Here is a 14,076-nt window from a genome sequence, read left to right as displayed (position 1 = left end):
CCGGCGGTTGCCCGGCGCGGGCTATTTCTGGGTGCGGGCGCAGAAATAGGTGGCGCGGCCGGACTGGACGGTGCGGCTGATGCCGGCGCAGGCGGCCGGGCCGGGGCAGCGTTCGCAGGGCTGGCCGGCGCGGTCGTAGACTTTCCAGGCGTGCTGGAAATAGCCGAGTTCGCCGGAGGGCTGGACATAGTCGCGCAGCGAGGAGCCGCCGGCGGCGATGGCGTCCGTGAGCGTGGCCTTGATCGCCGGCACCAGGCGCCCTGCCCTGCCCCGCCCGATCGTGCCGGCGAGGCGGTGCGGGAGGATGCCGGCGCGGAACAGCGCCTCGCTGACATAGATGTTGCCGAGGCCGGCGACGACCGACTGGTCGAGCAGCGCCGCCTTGATCGGGGTTTTCTTGCCTTCGAGGGCGGACGCAAGAGTGGCGGGCGAAAAGGCATCGTCGAGCGGTTCGGGGCCGAGGCCGGCGATCAGGCGGTGGGAGTCCTCCGCCGCGGTCGCGACGAGATCGAGCGCGCCGAAGCGGCGGGGATCGACGAAGCCGATCACGGCGCCGTCGTCGGTTTCGAGGGTCAGGTGCTGGTGCGGCAGCGGGGCGGAATCGATCGTCATCCGGCCGGACATGCCGAGATGGATCAGCACCGACAGCGCGCGGTCGAGCCGCATGAACATGTATTTGCCGCGGCGGCGGAACCCCTCGACGCGGGCGCCGGAGAGGAACTGCACGAAGCCCTCGGGGATCGGCCAGCGCAGGTCGGGCCGGGCGAGGACGACGCGGGCGAGGCGGCGGCCTTCGAGCTTGGCGGCGAGGCCGCGCATCACGGTTTCGACTTCGGGGAGTTCCGGCATGGTGCGTTTGCGGCTATAGCCTGAGCCCATGGCCGATACCAGCAGCGAGACCGTCGATTTCGGGTTTTCCACCGTGCCGCGCGACGAGAAGCGGCACAAGGTGCGGGAGGTGTTCGACAGCGTCGCCGGGCGCTACGACATCATGAACGACCTGATGTCGCTCGGCGTGCACCGGCTGTGGAAGCGGGAATTCGTCGCGATGATGGACCCGCGGCCGCACCGCACGCTGCTCGACCTCGCGGGCGGGACCGGGGATATTTCGCTGCGCTGGCTCGCCGCCGGCGGCGGGCCGGTGCTGATGACCGACATCAACGAGGCGATGCTGCGCGTCGGCCGCGGACGGGCGGAGGAGCAGGCGCGGATCGAGGGGATCGGCTTCGCGGTGGCGGATGCCGAGGCGCTGCCGCTGCGGGATTCGTGCGTCGATCGGGTGTCGATCGCGTTCGGGCTGCGCAACTGCACCGACAAGGACCGGGTGCTGGCCGAGGCGCGGCGGGTGCTGAAGCCGGGCGGGCGGTTCTTCTGCCTGGAGTTCTCGCGCTTGCAGGTGGCGGCGGCGCAGCCGCTTTACGAAAAGTGGTCGTTCGTGGCGCTGCCGGCGATCGGCGCGCGGGTCGCGCAGGACCGCGAGAGCTATCAGTATCTCGCCGAGAGCATCCGCATGTTCCCCGACCAGGAGACGCTGGCGGGGATGATGCGGCGGGCGGGATTCGAGCGGGTTTCATACCGGAACCTGAGCGGCGGGATCGCGGCGATCCATTCGGGATGGCGGCTGTGAGCGCACGCCTCGCCGGGCGGCGGGTGCTGCTCGTCATTGGCGGGGGGATCGCGGCCTACAAGGCGCTGGAGCTGATCCGGCTGATCCGCAAGGAGGGCGGCGCGGTGCGCGCGGTGATCACCGCCGGGGGAGAGAAATTCGTCACCCCGCTTTCGGTGCAGGCGCTGTGCGAGGACCGGGTGCATACCGACCTGTTCTCGCTGACCGGCGAGAGCGAGATGGGGCATATCCAGCTCTCGCGCAGCGCGGATCTCGTGGTGGTGGCGCCGGCCTCGGCGGATCTGCTGGCGAAGATGGCGGCGGGGATGGCGGATGACCTGGCGACCACGCTGCTGCTCGCGACCGACAAGGAGGTGCTGGTCGCACCGGCGATGAACGTACGGATGTGGACGCATCCGGCGACGGTGGCGAACCTGGAGACGCTGCTTCGGCGCGGGGTTTCGGTGGTCGGGCCCGAGGAGGGGCCGATGGCCTGCGGCGAGTTCGGGCCGGGGCGGCTGGGCGGAACCGGCGGCGATTCTGGAGGCGATCGTCGCGCGGCTCGATGGCGAGCGGACGCTGGCCGGGCGGCATGTGGTGGTGACCAGCGGGCCGACGCATGAGCCGATCGACCCGGTGCGCTACATCGCCAATCGCAGTTCGGGCAGGCAGGGCCACGCGATCGCCGCGGCGCTGGCGCGGCGCGGGGCGCGGGTGACGCTGGTCTCGGGGCCGGTGGCGCTGGCCGATCCGGCCGGCGTGGCGGTGGTGCGGGTCGAAACCGCGCTGGAGATGCGCGCGGCGGTGCTTGCCGCCCTGCCCGCCGATGCCGCGGTGTTCTGCGCCGCCGTCGCGGACTGGCGGGTCGAGGCGCAGGGGCGGAAGATCAAGAAGACCGGCGCGCCGCCGGCGCTGGCGCTGGTGGAAAACCCCGACATTCTCGCGGAAGTCTCGCGGCTTGAGGGACGGCGGCCGCGCCTTGTCGTCGGGTTCGCGGCGGAGACGGGCGACCTTGTCGCGCAGGCGACGGCGAAGCGGGCGCGCAAGGGGTGCGACTGGATCGTGGCCAACGATGTCGGCGCGGGAACCGGCATCATGGGTGGCGCCGAGAACGAGGTCGTGCTGATCACCGAAGCGGGCGCCGAGCCCTGGCCGCGCGCCGGGAAGGACGCGGTGGCCGACCGGCTGGCGGAGAGGATTTCAGGGATTTTCCAATGACGATTGCAGTTGCCGTGAAGCGGCTGGCGCATGGCGCCGGCCTGCCCCTGCCCGACTATGCCACCGCCGGATCGGCGGGGCTCGACCTGCTGGCGGCGGTCGATGCGCCTGTGGCGATCGCGCCGGGGGCGCGGGCGCTGGTGCCGACCGGGCTCGCCATCGCGCTGCCGCCGGATTTCGAGTTGCAGGTCCGCCCGCGCTCGGGCCTCGCGCTCAAGCATGGGATCGTGATTCCGAACAGTCCGGGGACGATCGACAGCGATTATCGCGGCGAGATCCAGGTGATCGTGCTCAATGCCGGGACCGAGGCGTTCGAGGTGACGCGGGGGATGCGGATCGCCCAGGCGGTGCTGGCACCGGTGTCGCGGCTGGTGTGGCAGGAGACCGACGATCTCGACCGGACCGCGCGCGAGGCGGGCGGGTTCGGCAGCACCGGGCTCGATTTCCCGATGGGGAACTAGCTCTCCAGGTCCGGCTCCGCCCTGCCCGGCGTGCGCGACCCGGTGAAGCGGGCGACGAGCGGGAAGAAGGCGGCATGGGGCAGCAGGCGCAGGATGCGCAGCGGGCGGGCCAGGCCTTCGGGGAAGGCGATCAGGAACCGCCCGGCATCGAGCCCGCGCAGGATGGCGCGGGCGGCGGCGTCGGTTTCCATCAGGAAGGGCATCGGGAAGCGGTTGTTCGCGGTGAGCGGCGATTTCACGAAACCGGGGCAGATCGCCGAGATCGCGACGCCGTGGCGGTCGAGGTCGAATTTCAGGGCTTCGGCGGTGGCGATCAGCGCCGCCTTGGTCGCCGAATAGGAGACCGAGCCGGGCAGGCCGGCGAGGCCGGCGAGCGAGGACATCAGCGCGATCTGGCCGCGCTTGCGGGCGATCATCGCCGGCATCACCAGTTCGAGCCCGCGCGCGGTGCCGAGCAGGTTCAGCTCGACCTGGCGGCGCAGGCGATCGGCGGTGAAGGTTTCGGCGGTGTCGCGCTCATAGGTGCCGGCGTTGAGGATGGCGCGGGCGATCGGGCCGTCGCGGGTGATGGTGTTCACCGCCTCGCGCACCGAGTCGGGATCGGTCACGTCGGCCGGCGCGACGATGATGCGGCTCGGATGGGTTTCGGCGAGGGCGCGAAGCTCGGCCTCGCGCCGGGCGGTGATGGCGACGCGCCAGCCCTGCGCCACATGCGCCTCGGCCAGGGCGCGGCCGATGCCGCTGGAGGCGCCGGTGATCCAGACGATGCCGTCGGCGCTGGTGACGGGTTTCATATTCTGTCTCCGTGTTGCAGGCGGCGGCGCAGCTCGGCGGCGCGGTCGCGCAGGGCGCGGCGCTTCGGCTCCGCCATCTTGTGCCACGTTCGCACCGGCATCGCCATGCGCGGATTGGCGGCGAAGCGATCCGCGTGGCGGGCGATGAAATCCCAGTAGAGCGCGTTGAAGGGGCAGGCGCGCGGGCCGGTCGCGTCCTTCACGTCGTAATGGCAGCCGGCGCAGTAATCGCTCATGCGGGCGATATAGGCGCCGGAGGCGGCATAGGGTTTCGAGCCGACGATGCCGCCATCGGCGTGCAGCGCCATGCCGCGGGTGTTGGGCATTTCCACCCATTCATAGGCATCGGCGTAGACGGCGAGATACCAGCGGTCGACCGCATCCGGCGCGATGCCGGCGAGGAGGGCGAAATTGCCGGTGACCATCAGGCGCTGGATGTGATGGGCGTAGGCGCGGCGCAGCGTCTGCCCGATCGCCTGGGCCATGCAGCGCATGTCGGTGGCGCCGGTCCAGTAGAAATCCGGCAGCGGAAGGTCGGCGCCGAGGGCGTTCAGCGTCGCGTAGCCGGGCATGTGCCGCCAGTAGATGCCGCGGATGAATTCGCGCCAGCCGAGGATCTGGCGGATGAAGCCCTCCACGGCGTTGAGCGGGGCGCGGCCGGCCTCGTATTCGGCCTCGGCGCGGCGGCAGAGATCGAGCGGGTCGAGCAGGCCGAGATTGAGCGGGACGGAGACCAGCGAGTGGAACATGAAATCCCGGTCCGCCGCCATCGCGTCCTGCCAGTCGCCGAAGCCGGGGAGACGGTGGGCGAGGAAATCGGCGAAGCCCGCCTCGGCATCGCGCGCGGTGACCGGCCAGTCGAACCCATCGAGGCTGCCGTAATGATCGGCGAAGCGGGCGGCGACGAGGGCGAGCACCTCGCGGGTTTCGGCCGTGGGCGGGAAGCGCTTCGCTTCGGGGGGCGCGAGCCCGGCGGGCAGGGATTTGCGGTTCTCGGGGTCGTAGTTCCATTTGCCGCCGACCGGGTCGTCGCCCTCCATCAGGATGCGGTGACGGCGGCGCATCTCGCGGTAGAAGAACTCCATACGGAGCTGCTTTTTCGATCCGGCCCAGGCGGCGAAATCGGCGCGGGAGCAGAGGAAGCGCGTGTCGTCGCGGATCTCGCAGGGGATGCCGGTCTGCTCGGCCCAGCCGCGCATGGCCTCGAGCACCCGGTATTCGCCGGGTTCGGTGGCGATGATGGCGTCCGGCTTCAGCGCGGCGCAGGCGCGGGCGACCTCGCCGGCGAGCGTGCCGGTATTGGCCGGATCGTCGAGCGCGACGTAGCGGACCGCGACGCCGCGGGCGCGCAGGGCCCTGGCGAAGTGGCGCATCGCCGCGAGGACGAGCGCGATCTTCTGCGGATGGTGGGGGACATAGGTGCACTCGCCCATCACCTCGGCCATCAGCACCGTATCGGCGCCGGGGTCGAGGCCCGCGAGGGCGGCGATGGCGGGCGAGAGCTGGTCGCCCAGGATGACGCGCAGATGTCCGGGCATCAGCCGAGGATCGGGCGGTAGGTGACGTGACCCTCGTGATGGAAGTCGAGGCCGGACCAGGTGTCGGCCTGGTTGTAGAAGACCGCGAGACGGATCGGGCCGGTGAGCTGGTAGCGCGCCGCGGTGACGGTGCCGGAGGGCATGGCGGGCAGGCGGAACCAGCCCTGGCGGGTGATGGTCGGCCGGTCGGTATGGCCGGTCTGCATGTTGATCATCGGGCCGTTCAGCATCGCCTTGTTCCAGTAGGTGAGCGGCAGGGCGTCGCGCGGGGCGGTGTAGCGGGCGATGCGGTTGCCGGAGATGACGACGCCGGACGCCGTCCGCTCGACGCTGAGGCGGATCTTGCGGCCGTTGTCGTCGATCTCGCTGGTCGCGGCGCGGAAGGCCCCGTTCTGCCAGTGCTCGACGATATGGGCGCGGTAGGTGAAGAGCGGGATGCCGATCAGCCCGACCTTGAGGGCGGCGTGGTTCTCCACCCGGAGATGGTCGCCCGCGCGGATGAAGCGCAGGCTCTGCCGGCCGACATGGCTGCCGTTGCGGTAGATGTCGAATGCCAGGCGGTCGTCCCGCGGGACGGGCAACGCCAGGGCTGCCGCCGCGGCGAGGACGCCGCGACGGCCGATGGGGGCGTCGGTCATCGTTCCTCCTTCACGGTTTCCCTGCGGTTACGGGCAACGGGCGGCGAATGGATGCCGCGACGCCGGCCGCGCAACGCTCCGATGCAATAAATAGGGCACGCGCTCTGGATCGCGAGGGCGGAGCCGCGCATAAACGCCCCCGCCAACCCCTGCCGCGAAAGAGATTCATGCACCAGCTCATTCTCATGCGCCACGCCAAGGCCGAACGGGCCCGCGACGACCAGGCCGATCACGATCGCGCGCTCAGCCCGGCCGGGCGCGAGGCGGCGCGGCGGATGCGCAACCGGCTGCGCGGCCTCGCGATCGAGCCGGACGTGGTGCTGGTCTCCTCGGCGCGGCGGACGCGCGAGACGCTGGAGGGCGTGGCGTTCTGGGAGGACCGGACGCCGAACATCGAGGTGATGGAGACGCTCTACATGGCGCCGGCGGCGCGGCTGCTGGAAATCCTGCGCGAGCTGCGCGAGACGATGCTGAGCGTGATGCTGGTCGGCCATAATCCGGGGCTGCACGAGCTGGCGCTGATGCTGGCCTCGGGCGCGCAGGCGCGCGACGCGGCGCATGCGCGGCTGGAGGAGGGATTCCCGACCATGCGGGCGGCGGAATTCCTCGTTCTCACCCCCTGGCGGGACCTGCGGCCGGCCGGCGCGCGGCTGCAGCGGGTGATCGATCCGCCTCCTCCCGGCTGAACATGAGTGTCATGTTGCAGGCGCGAAGGTTGCGCGATTGTCCCGGAAGGATTTACAGAATGGGAACTCAGACCGATTAGTCTCAGCCCCCGACCAGGGCGCGGATCAGGACGGTTCGACCGGACATTAGAGGAATCTTGACCATGAGCAGCACGACCGAAGGCGCGCGCGCGACGCACGCGACGCTCACGATACCCGGCAGCAACAAGACGGCCGAACTCCCGCTCCTGAACGGCACGCTCGGCCCGCAGGTCGCCGATATCCGCAAGCTCCAGGCGCAGACCGGGATCTTCACCTTCGACCCCGGCTATGGCGAGACCGCCTCCTGCGAGAGCAAGATCACCTATATCGACGGCGATGAAGGGGTGCTGCTGTATCGCGGCTACCCGATCGACCAGCTCGCCGAGAAATCGACCTTTCTCGAGGTCGCGCACCTGTTGCTCTACGGCGAGCTGCCGACGGCCGCGGAGTTCGAGTCGTTCAACCGCGGCGTGACCATGCACACGATGCTGCACGAGCAGGTGCGCCGCTTCTTCGACGGGTTCCGGCGCGACGCCCACCCGATGGCGGTGCTGTGCGGCGTGGTCGGCGCGCTCTCGGCCTTCTATCCGGAAAGCGTGAACGTGAACGACGCGCGGGAGCGCGAGATCAGCGCGTTCCGGCTGATCGCCAAGATCCCGACCATCACCGCCTGGGCCCACAAATACTCCACCGGCCAGCCCTTCATGTATCCGCGCAACGATCTCTCCTATGCGGAGAACTTCCTCTACATGATCAACGCGGTGCCGCCGGAGCCGTACCGGAAGAACCCGATCCTGGAGCGGGCGATGGACCGCATCCTGATCCTGCACGCCGATCACGAGCAGAACGCCTCGACCTCGACCGTGCGGCTCGCCGGCTCGACCGGGGCCAACCCCTTCGCCTGCATCGCCGCCGGCATCGCCGCGCTCTGGGGGCCGGCGCATGGCGGCGCCAACGAGGCGGTGCTGAAGATGCTCGGCGAGATCGGGCACAAGGACAACATCCCGGCCTTCATCGCCGAGGTGAAGGACAAGAACAGCCACACCAAGCTGATGGGCTTCGGCCACCGGGTGTACAAGAACTTCGACCCGCGCGCGAAGATCATGCAGCAGACCTGCCACGAGGTGCTGGGCGAGCTCGGCATCAAGCACGAGCCGCTGCTGGAACTGGCGATGGAGCTTGAAAAGATCGCGCTGGACGACGATTATTTCGTCTCGCGCAAGCTGTATCCGAACGTCGATTTCTATTCGGGCATCATCCTCAAGGCGATGGGCTTCCCGACCACGATGTTCACCCCGCTCTTCGCCCTGGCGCGCACCACCGGCTGGATCAGCCAGTGGATGGAAATGATCGCCGACCCGTCGCAGCGGATCGGCCGGCCGCGCCAGCTCTATACCGGGGCGCCGCGGCGCGACTACGTCTCGATCGACCAGCGGGGCTGATGCCCGCGATGCGCGCCGGGCTGCCGGCGCGCATCCCTGCCCTGCGCAAGTTCGCAAATCCCCGATCTTCATATCGGGTGAACCCGATCCATCTATCGTCGCATGACGATCGATGCCGATCATGACCACGCACCGGATCTGGACGAGGGGCTGAAGGCCCTGGTGCATCCGGTGCGGCGCGCGATTCTCGCCAAGCTCGCCGAACCCGAACGGCATTTCGCCGGGCAGGAGCACCCGCTCTCCTTCGGCGTGTGCGCGGGGGCGATCGAGCGGAGCTGCCCGCTGTCGCAATCGAGCATCTCGGCCCATCTCGCCGCCCTTCACGCGGCGGGGCTGGTCGAGACCAGGCGGGTCGGAACCTTCGTGTTCTACCGGCGCAATGACGGCGCGATCGACGCGCTGATCAGGGGACTCGCGAAATCCCTCGATCGGCCCGAACCCACTCCCTGAATTCGCAGCATCAACCGGAAAGGCTGATCAATGTCGAAACTGTTCGAACCCCTGCGGGCCGGCGCCTTCACCCTGCGCAACCGCATCGTCATGGCGCCGCTGACCCGCGCGCGGGCCGGCGAGGCGCGCCTGCCCAACGCGCTGATGGCGCAGTATTACGCCCAGCGCGCCGGCGCCGGGATGATCCTCTCCGAGGCGACCTCGGTGACGCCGATGGGCGTCGGCTATGCCGCGACGCCGGGCCTGTGGTCCGAGGAGCAGGTGGCGGGCTGGCGCATCGTCACCGAGGCGGTGCATCGCGAGGGCGGCATCATCCTCGCCCAGCTCTGGCATGTCGGGCGGATTTCCGACCCGATCTTCCTCAACGGCGAACTGCCGGTGGCGCCGAGCGCGATCGCGGCCGGCGGGCATGTGAGCCTGGTGCGGCCGGAGCGGCCCTTCGTGACGCCGCGCGCGCTGGAGACCGAGGAGATTCCGGGCGTGATCGAGGCCTACCGGGCCGCGGCGCGGAACGCCAAGGCGGCCGGGTTCGACGGCGTCGAGATCCATGGCGCGAACGGCTACCTGCTCGACCAGTTCCTGCAGGATTCGACCAACAAGCGGACCGACCAGTATGGCGGTTCGATCGCGAACCGCGCGCGGCTGCTGCTGGAGGTGACGGACGCGGCCATCGGCGTCTGGGGGGCCGACCGGGTGGGCGTGCATCTCGCCCCGCGCGGCGATGCGCACACGATGGGCGATTCCGACAAGCTGGCGCTGTTCACCCATGTCGCCACCGAACTCGGCAAGCGGAAGATCGCCTTCATCGCGGCGCGCGAGCACAAGGCGGCGGACTGGATCGGGCCGCAGCTGAAGGCGGCGTTCGGCGGCGTGTATATCGCCAACGAGAAGTTCACCCGCGAGACCGCCGAGGCGGCGATCGAGGCGGGCGAGGTGGACGCGGTGGCGTTCGGGCAGCTCTATATCGCGAACCCGGACCTGGTGGAGCGGTTCCGCGACGGGCTGGCGCTGAACCCGCCCGACATGTCGACCTTCTACCAGGGCGGCGCCGAGGGCTATACCGACTATCCGACGGCCGCGAAGCAGAAGGCGGCCTGAACCGGCGGGCCGGGGCGCGTTTGCCCCGGCCCTGCCACAACATGAAGGGCGAGGAGCGGGCGATGCGGTTTGCGGGCAGGAAGGTCGTGGTGATGGGCGGCAGCCGGGGAATCGGCCTCGCCATCGCGATGGGGTTTGCCGCCGAGGGGGCCGCGGTCGCGATCTGCGCGCGCGGCGCCGAAGCGCTGGAGGTGGCGCGGCGCGAGATCGCCGGGCATGGCGGGCGCGTGTTCGCCGCCCCCTGCGACCTTGCCGAGGCGGAACAGATCGCCCGTTTCGTGCCGGAGGCGGCCGCTTCGCTGGGCGGCATCGACATTCTCGTGAACAATGCCTCGGGCTTCGGGATGACCGATGACGAGGCGGGATGGGCCGCCTCGATCGGGGTGGACGTGATGGCGGTGGTGCGGGCGAGCCATGCCGCCCTGCCCTTCCTGGAGGCCGCCGAGGGGGCCGCGATCGTCAACATCGCCTCGATTTCCGGCCTGCGCGCCTCGACCCGCAGCCTGCCCTACGCGGCGGTGAAGGCCGCGGTGATCAACTACACGATGTCGCAGGCGGCGACGCTGGCGCCGAAGCGGATCCGGGTGAATGCGATCTCGCCCGGCTCGATCGCGTTTCCCGGCGGGCTGTGGGAGCAGCGCAAGGAGACCAATCCGAAACTCTACGAGGCGACCCTCGCCTCGATTCCGTTCGGGCGGTTCGGCACCGCGGAGGAAATCGCCGAGGTGGCGATGTTCCTCGGCTCGCCGGCGGCGCGCTGGGTGACGGGGCAGAACATCGTCGTCGATGGCGGGCAGATGCTCTGATCCGATCCGGGGGACCGGACCGGACAGAGCGTCTCGCGCCGGGCGGGATGCGGGTCGAACAGGAGCCTCGCGCCGCCCGGAGGCGCCGCGAGGCATGACGCGGTCGTGCGGCGGGCGGTTCAGCCGCGGCGGCGACGGCGGCGCGCCACCAGGCCGATGCCGAGCAGGCCGGTGCCGAGAAGGGCGAGCGAGCCGGGTTCCGGCACGGCGGTGATCGTGACGCCCTGGGTGTTCAAGGCGAGCGTCAGGCCTGCCTGGACGGTATGCCGGTCGGCATAGAAGAGGGTGAGCGTATGCATACCGGCTCCCAGCATGGCCGATGAGTAGTTCAGCGGAGACAGCGCCTGGATGCCGCCGATATCGGCGACGAGCTTGTTGTCGATGAACAGGTAGGCATCGTCATCGGCCGCCATGGTGAAGCTGAGCTTCTCGGCGCTGGCGATCGTGAACGTCCCACGGAAGATCGCGGTCAGGAAGTGCGTCGAATCATTGAGGCCGGTGCCGTTCGGCGGGAAGTAATTGGAAGGGTTATTGATCGGCAACGTGACGGTTCCGGTGCCGGTCTCGTACTGGCTCTGCCACCATTGCAGTTCGCCGGCGCCATTCACGTTCTGGTAGTTGGCGTTGTTGACCGGCAGACCGTCAGGGCCAAGGGTGGACTTGACGTCGTTCGGTATGGCCTTGATGGGGTCATTGCCAAAATCGGCGATACCGTTCGGCACTGAATAATAGGTCGCGCTGAGCTGGCTGATCGGGTTCGCGATCGCGCCGGCCTGGGCGGCGGTGGCGGTGGCGATCAGGCCGGCCAGGGCGATCGCGGCGGTTCGCACCGCTGGGAAAAGCCGGGACTTCAAATTCATGACGATAGCCCTCTCTCGGAATTGCATGCTAGCTCTCTGGCAACGACTTAAGCAAAAACGATGCCAGAAAATATTATCATTATTTTTCAATTGTTTATCAGCGAACCGTCGGCATGAACGGGGTGGTGTGTAAAATTTTCCGACACGCAGATTTCACGCGTTCGTGAGCGTCTTGCGCGGTTTCCGGTTCATCCCCTGGTCCATCCGGCGCGGTCCGTCGCCGTCGCGTCGCGGATGCGGGCGGCGGAAGCCATGCCCGTCAGGCAGTTGGCCGCCGGACATCATGTGACGCCGCAACATCCTGCACGCAATGCGGGTGGCGCCGGCGATGTCACGAAGTTTTTGGTTGTTCCCGAGGTAAATCCAGTGTTAAATTTCGGCAATGGCCTCGGAAATCATACACTCCGGTGACCGCGTGAGCATTGGCGATCCGACGATCCTGTCATGGCGGGCGCTGGGACAGCTGGTTGTCGTGCAGGTGGGCCGCAAGCTGCGGAATTCGCCGAATTCGCTGGGCATTCCGGCGGCATCCGCCATCGTTCTCGCGACACTCTGGGCGCTGGCCGAGCTGACCGGCATGACCGGCAACACGATCGACCTCAGCATCCCCCCGGTCGCGGTGACGATGCAGTCGAGCGGGATCGGCAAGGCGTTCTGCCAGGCGCCGGCCGCGGGGCCGGGTGCCGCGGGGCAGTGGACGGCGCCGATCTATGCCTGCGGGACCGGCGGGATCACGGGGCCATCCGGGCCGCTCAGCGTCGCCCCGGACACCGACGGGCGGATGATCCTTGAGACCAGCATGGGGGTCGCGTCGATCTACGCGGTGATGATGGCGAACACGGACAGTTCCGGCGCCATCGGCGCGAGCGGCGCCGAGTTCCGCGACGGCTACGCGTTCAGCCCCGCCTTCGTGACGGCGAGCGGCCTGTCGATTACCGCGCTGTCGCGCCAGTGCGAGGCCGGATTTTCGCCGGCGCCGCCGACCATCGCCAACCGGACGCCCTATGGGGCGGGCCAGGCCAGCTACGCGCCCGGCACGCCCTCGGTGACCGCGAGCGGCGGCTTCGTCTGCGGCGGGACCAGGATCGTCGAGGGCGATCTCGACCTGCCCGACTGAACCGGACGCGCGGCCTCAGCCCGCATCCGGCGCGAAGGCGCGCAGCAGCGCAGACTGCGCCTTGTAGACCGCCTGGGTGCGGTTGGTGGCGCCGATCTTGCGCATGATGTTCTTGATGTGGACCTTCACCGTGCTTTCGCTGACGCCCAGCTCGTAGGCGATGATCTTGTTCGCCTTGCCCTGGCGCAGATGGGCGAAGACGAGCTTCTGGCGCGGCGTCAGGAAATCGTCGCCCGGCGCGAAGCCGGAGGGGGGCGGCGGACGGTCGTCGAGCAGGAGATCGACCGGGGCGAACCGGCCGCCCGCCTGGACGAAGCGGATGGCGGCGACGGCGAGCGGAATGCCGACCATGCGGGTCGGGACGAAGCCCTGCGCGCCTTCCTGGAACAGGAGGCGGACGAAGCCGGTGTCGGGCGTCTCGGCGGCATCGTGCAGGACGACGATCGGCAGGCCGGGAAAGGCCTCGCGCAGGGCGGCGATGTCGGCGAGGACGGCCTTCGCCGCCGGCCCGTCCTCATGCGCGTGGCAGAGCAGGAGATCGAACCCCTCGCCGGCCGCATCGATGCAGTCCTCGGCGGTGACGAAGCTGCGGACCGCGAAATCGGCGCCCTGGGCGACGAGGGCGCTGGCAAGGCATTCGCGCGTCAGCCGCGAGGAATCGACGAGGCCGATCCGGGTGCGCCCCGGCACCGCCGCCTCGACCGCGGCGGCGCGGACGGGCGATGAATAAGGGAGGCGCGGACGCTCCAGCGATCGCGCCAGAAAGGGCACGAACGGCGTCGCGACCGACCCTTTTTCGGTATTATTCTGCTGCATTTCGGTATCTGCTCATCCTGGTCCGTCGATAAGTTGAATCGATTGTGAATTGACGTGACCACGGCGGATACGATTCGACGGGAGGCGTGAACGAGCTTCCTGACCTGTCTCTCCTATCGCACGCTGAGAAAGACGCGCTGATCCGCGCGCTATGGGACGCGTTGCAATCATCCGAGCGCAGGAACGCGGAACTGGCAATCCGGCTTTCGGATGCGGAACGCCGGATTGCGGAGTTGGAGGCGCGGCTAAACGAACCGCCGAAGCGGCCGGACAATTCGAGCCTGCCGCCATCGCGCGGGCAGAAGCCAAACCGGCCCGAGAAAAGTCCGCGCAAGGGGCCCCGCAAAGGCAGTCTCGGCCGTGAGGGTGGCGGTCGCTTGCTTGCCGAGAACCCCGATCAGACGGTGATCGCGAAGGCGGCGCATTGCCAGCACTGCCGTGCCGGGCTGACTGACGCGGATCAGCGCCTCGCGCAGCGCTACGACAAGATCGATCTGCCGCCGATCAAGCCGGTCGTCACCCGGC

15 protein-coding genes and 1 pseudogene are annotated in these 14,076 nt (G+C 69.1%); 10 read left to right on the top strand and 6 right to left on the bottom strand.

Annotation, left to right across the window (positions count from 1 at the left end; translation table 11 throughout):
• Positions 1 to 21 precede the first annotated feature (21 nt).
• Positions 22 to 849, bottom strand: coding sequence for a bifunctional DNA-formamidopyrimidine glycosylase/DNA-(apurinic or apyrimidinic site) lyase (gene mutM / locus RT91_RS11335; protein ID WP_011942443.1), 828 nt, complete (start codon positions 847 to 849; stop codon positions 22 to 24).
• Positions 850 to 877: 28 nt separating this feature from the next.
• Between mutM and RT91_RS11330 the strand changes: the two genes are divergently transcribed.
• The 3 genes and pseudogenes from RT91_RS11330 to dut all read left to right on the top strand — a co-directional run bounded on the left by RT91_RS11330 (position 878) and on the right by dut (position 3,285).
• The gene (locus RT91_RS11330) at positions 878 to 1,627 is read left to right on the top strand and encodes a class I SAM-dependent methyltransferase (RefSeq protein ID WP_007422755.1); all 750 of its coding nucleotides are present in this window, start codon (positions 878 to 880) and stop codon (positions 1,625 to 1,627) included.
• Positions 1,615 to 2,824: pseudogene (gene coaBC / locus RT91_RS11325) on the top strand (bifunctional phosphopantothenoylcysteine decarboxylase/phosphopantothenate--cysteine ligase CoaBC). Before RT91_RS11330 ends, coaBC begins: the two are co-directional and overlap by 13 nt.
• Positions 2,821 to 3,285: a dUTP diphosphatase gene (gene dut, locus RT91_RS11320; RefSeq protein WP_035187373.1), complete on the top strand. Its 465-nt coding sequence runs from the start codon at positions 2,821 to 2,823 to the stop codon at positions 3,283 to 3,285. The pseudogene coaBC and the gene dut overlap by 4 nt, the downstream one beginning before the upstream one ends.
• On the opposite strand, the gene RT91_RS11315 is transcribed toward dut, so the two are convergent.
• Genes RT91_RS11315 through RT91_RS11305 form a run of 3 tightly spaced genes read right to left on the bottom strand, consistent with a single transcriptional unit; the run spans position 3,282 to position 6,255 of the window.
• The gene (locus RT91_RS11315; protein ID WP_035187371.1) at positions 3,282 to 4,079 is read right to left on the bottom strand and encodes an SDR family oxidoreductase; all 798 of its coding nucleotides are present in this window, start codon (positions 4,077 to 4,079) and stop codon (positions 3,282 to 3,284) included. The genes dut and RT91_RS11315 overlap by 4 nt on opposite strands.
• On the bottom strand, positions 4,076 to 5,617 hold the full coding sequence (locus RT91_RS11310) for a cryptochrome/photolyase family protein (RefSeq protein WP_035187369.1): 1,542 nt from the start codon (positions 5,615 to 5,617) through the stop codon (positions 4,076 to 4,078). Before RT91_RS11310 ends, RT91_RS11315 begins: the two co-directional genes overlap by 4 nt.
• Positions 5,617 to 6,255: a DUF6134 family protein gene (locus RT91_RS11305; protein ID WP_035187368.1), complete on the bottom strand. Its 639-nt coding sequence runs from the start codon at positions 6,253 to 6,255 to the stop codon at positions 5,617 to 5,619. Before RT91_RS11305 ends, RT91_RS11310 begins: the two co-directional genes overlap by 1 nt.
• Before the next feature lie 167 nt (positions 6,256 to 6,422).
• Between RT91_RS11305 and RT91_RS11300 the strand changes: the two genes are divergently transcribed.
• From RT91_RS11300 to RT91_RS11280, 5 genes are all read left to right on the top strand, one after another.
• Positions 6,423 to 6,941 (top strand): histidine phosphatase family protein, encoded by a 519-nt coding sequence (locus tag RT91_RS11300; RefSeq protein ID WP_011942448.1) that lies wholly within the window; start codon positions 6,423 to 6,425, stop codon positions 6,939 to 6,941.
• Positions 6,942 to 7,084: 143 nt separating this feature from the next.
• Positions 7,085 to 8,404 carry a citrate synthase gene (gene gltA, locus RT91_RS11295; RefSeq protein ID WP_007422930.1) on the top strand — a complete coding sequence of 440 codons (1,320 nt, stop codon included), beginning with the start codon at positions 7,085 to 7,087 and terminating at the stop codon, positions 8,402 to 8,404.
• 102 nt (positions 8,405 to 8,506) lie between these two features.
• Positions 8,507 to 8,854 carry a helix-turn-helix transcriptional regulator gene (locus RT91_RS11290; RefSeq protein WP_007422929.1) on the top strand — a complete coding sequence of 116 codons (348 nt, stop codon included), beginning with the start codon at positions 8,507 to 8,509 and terminating at the stop codon, positions 8,852 to 8,854.
• A gap of 30 nt (positions 8,855 to 8,884) precedes the next feature.
• Complete coding sequence (locus RT91_RS11285) at positions 8,885 to 9,952, top strand: alkene reductase (RefSeq protein WP_011942449.1); 1,068 nt, start codon at positions 8,885 to 8,887, stop codon at positions 9,950 to 9,952.
• Positions 9,953 to 9,993: 41 nt separating this feature from the next.
• Positions 9,994 to 10,758, top strand: a complete 765-nt coding sequence (locus tag RT91_RS11280) for an SDR family NAD(P)-dependent oxidoreductase (RefSeq protein ID WP_007422928.1) — start codon at positions 9,994 to 9,996, stop codon at positions 10,756 to 10,758.
• A 119-nt stretch (positions 10,759 to 10,877) separates the two neighbouring features.
• Here RT91_RS11280 and RT91_RS11275 read toward each other — a convergent pair whose 3' ends face one another.
• Positions 10,878 to 11,645 (bottom strand): PEP-CTERM sorting domain-containing protein, encoded by a 768-nt coding sequence (locus RT91_RS11275; RefSeq protein WP_240314272.1) that lies wholly within the window; start codon positions 11,643 to 11,645, stop codon positions 10,878 to 10,880.
• A gap of 388 nt (positions 11,646 to 12,033) precedes the next feature.
• Here RT91_RS11275 and RT91_RS11270 point away from each other — a divergent pair, with 388 nt between their 5' ends.
• Positions 12,034 to 12,735: a hypothetical protein gene (locus tag RT91_RS11270; protein WP_035187396.1), complete on the top strand. Its 702-nt coding sequence runs from the start codon at positions 12,034 to 12,036 to the stop codon at positions 12,733 to 12,735.
• A 15-nt stretch (positions 12,736 to 12,750) separates the two neighbouring features.
• Here RT91_RS11270 and RT91_RS11265 read toward each other — a convergent pair whose 3' ends face one another.
• Positions 12,751 to 13,551, bottom strand: coding sequence for a response regulator transcription factor (locus RT91_RS11265; protein ID WP_035187364.1), 801 nt, complete (start codon positions 13,549 to 13,551; stop codon positions 12,751 to 12,753).
• Between the two features lie 86 nt (positions 13,552 to 13,637).
• Between RT91_RS11265 and RT91_RS11260 the strand changes: the two genes are divergently transcribed.
• Positions 13,638 to 14,076 (top strand): DUF6444 domain-containing protein (locus tag RT91_RS11260; RefSeq protein WP_240314271.1); only part of this gene is annotated, 439 nt, incomplete at its 3' end.

The sequence above is a fragment of the Acidiphilium sp. JA12-A1 genome (assembly GCF_000724705.2).
Classification (GTDB): domain Bacteria; phylum Pseudomonadota; class Alphaproteobacteria; order Acetobacterales; family Acetobacteraceae; genus Acidiphilium; species Acidiphilium multivorum.
The sequence above is the reverse complement of the archived record's forward strand: the minus strand, read 5'-3'. Positions and strand labels throughout refer to the sequence as shown.

Bases quoted from the DNA above. Each gene is read 5' to 3' on its own strand.
- mutM (WP_011942443.1), bottom strand. From the start codon at position 849: ATGCCGGAACTCCCCGAAGTCGAAACCGTGATGCGCGGCCTCGCCGCC.
- RT91_RS11330 (WP_007422755.1), top strand. From the start codon at position 878: ATGGCCGATACCAGCAGCGAGACCGTCGATTTCGGGTTTTCCACCGTG.
- dut (WP_035187373.1), top strand. From the start codon at position 2,821: ATGACGATTGCAGTTGCCGTGAAGCGGCTGGCGCATGGCGCCGGCCTG.
- RT91_RS11315 (WP_035187371.1), bottom strand. From the start codon at position 4,079: ATGAAACCCGTCACCAGCGCCGACGGCATCGTCTGGATCACCGGCGCC.
- RT91_RS11310 (WP_035187369.1), bottom strand. From the start codon at position 5,617: ATGCCCGGACATCTGCGCGTCATCCTGGGCGACCAGCTCTCGCCCGCC.
- RT91_RS11305 (WP_035187368.1), bottom strand. From the start codon at position 6,255: ATGACCGACGCCCCCATCGGCCGTCGCGGCGTCCTCGCCGCGGCGGCA.
- RT91_RS11300 (WP_011942448.1), top strand. From the start codon at position 6,423: ATGCACCAGCTCATTCTCATGCGCCACGCCAAGGCCGAACGGGCCCGC.
- gltA (WP_007422930.1), top strand. From the start codon at position 7,085: ATGAGCAGCACGACCGAAGGCGCGCGCGCGACGCACGCGACGCTCACG.
- RT91_RS11290 (WP_007422929.1), top strand. From the start codon at position 8,507: ATGACGATCGATGCCGATCATGACCACGCACCGGATCTGGACGAGGGG.
- RT91_RS11285 (WP_011942449.1), top strand. From the start codon at position 8,885: ATGTCGAAACTGTTCGAACCCCTGCGGGCCGGCGCCTTCACCCTGCGC.
- RT91_RS11280 (WP_007422928.1), top strand. From the start codon at position 9,994: ATGAAGGGCGAGGAGCGGGCGATGCGGTTTGCGGGCAGGAAGGTCGTG.
- RT91_RS11275 (WP_240314272.1), bottom strand. From the start codon at position 11,645: ATGCAATTCCGAGAGAGGGCTATCGTCATGAATTTGAAGTCCCGGCTT.
- RT91_RS11265 (WP_035187364.1), bottom strand. From the start codon at position 13,551: ATGCAGCAGAATAATACCGAAAAAGGGTCGGTCGCGACGCCGTTCGTG.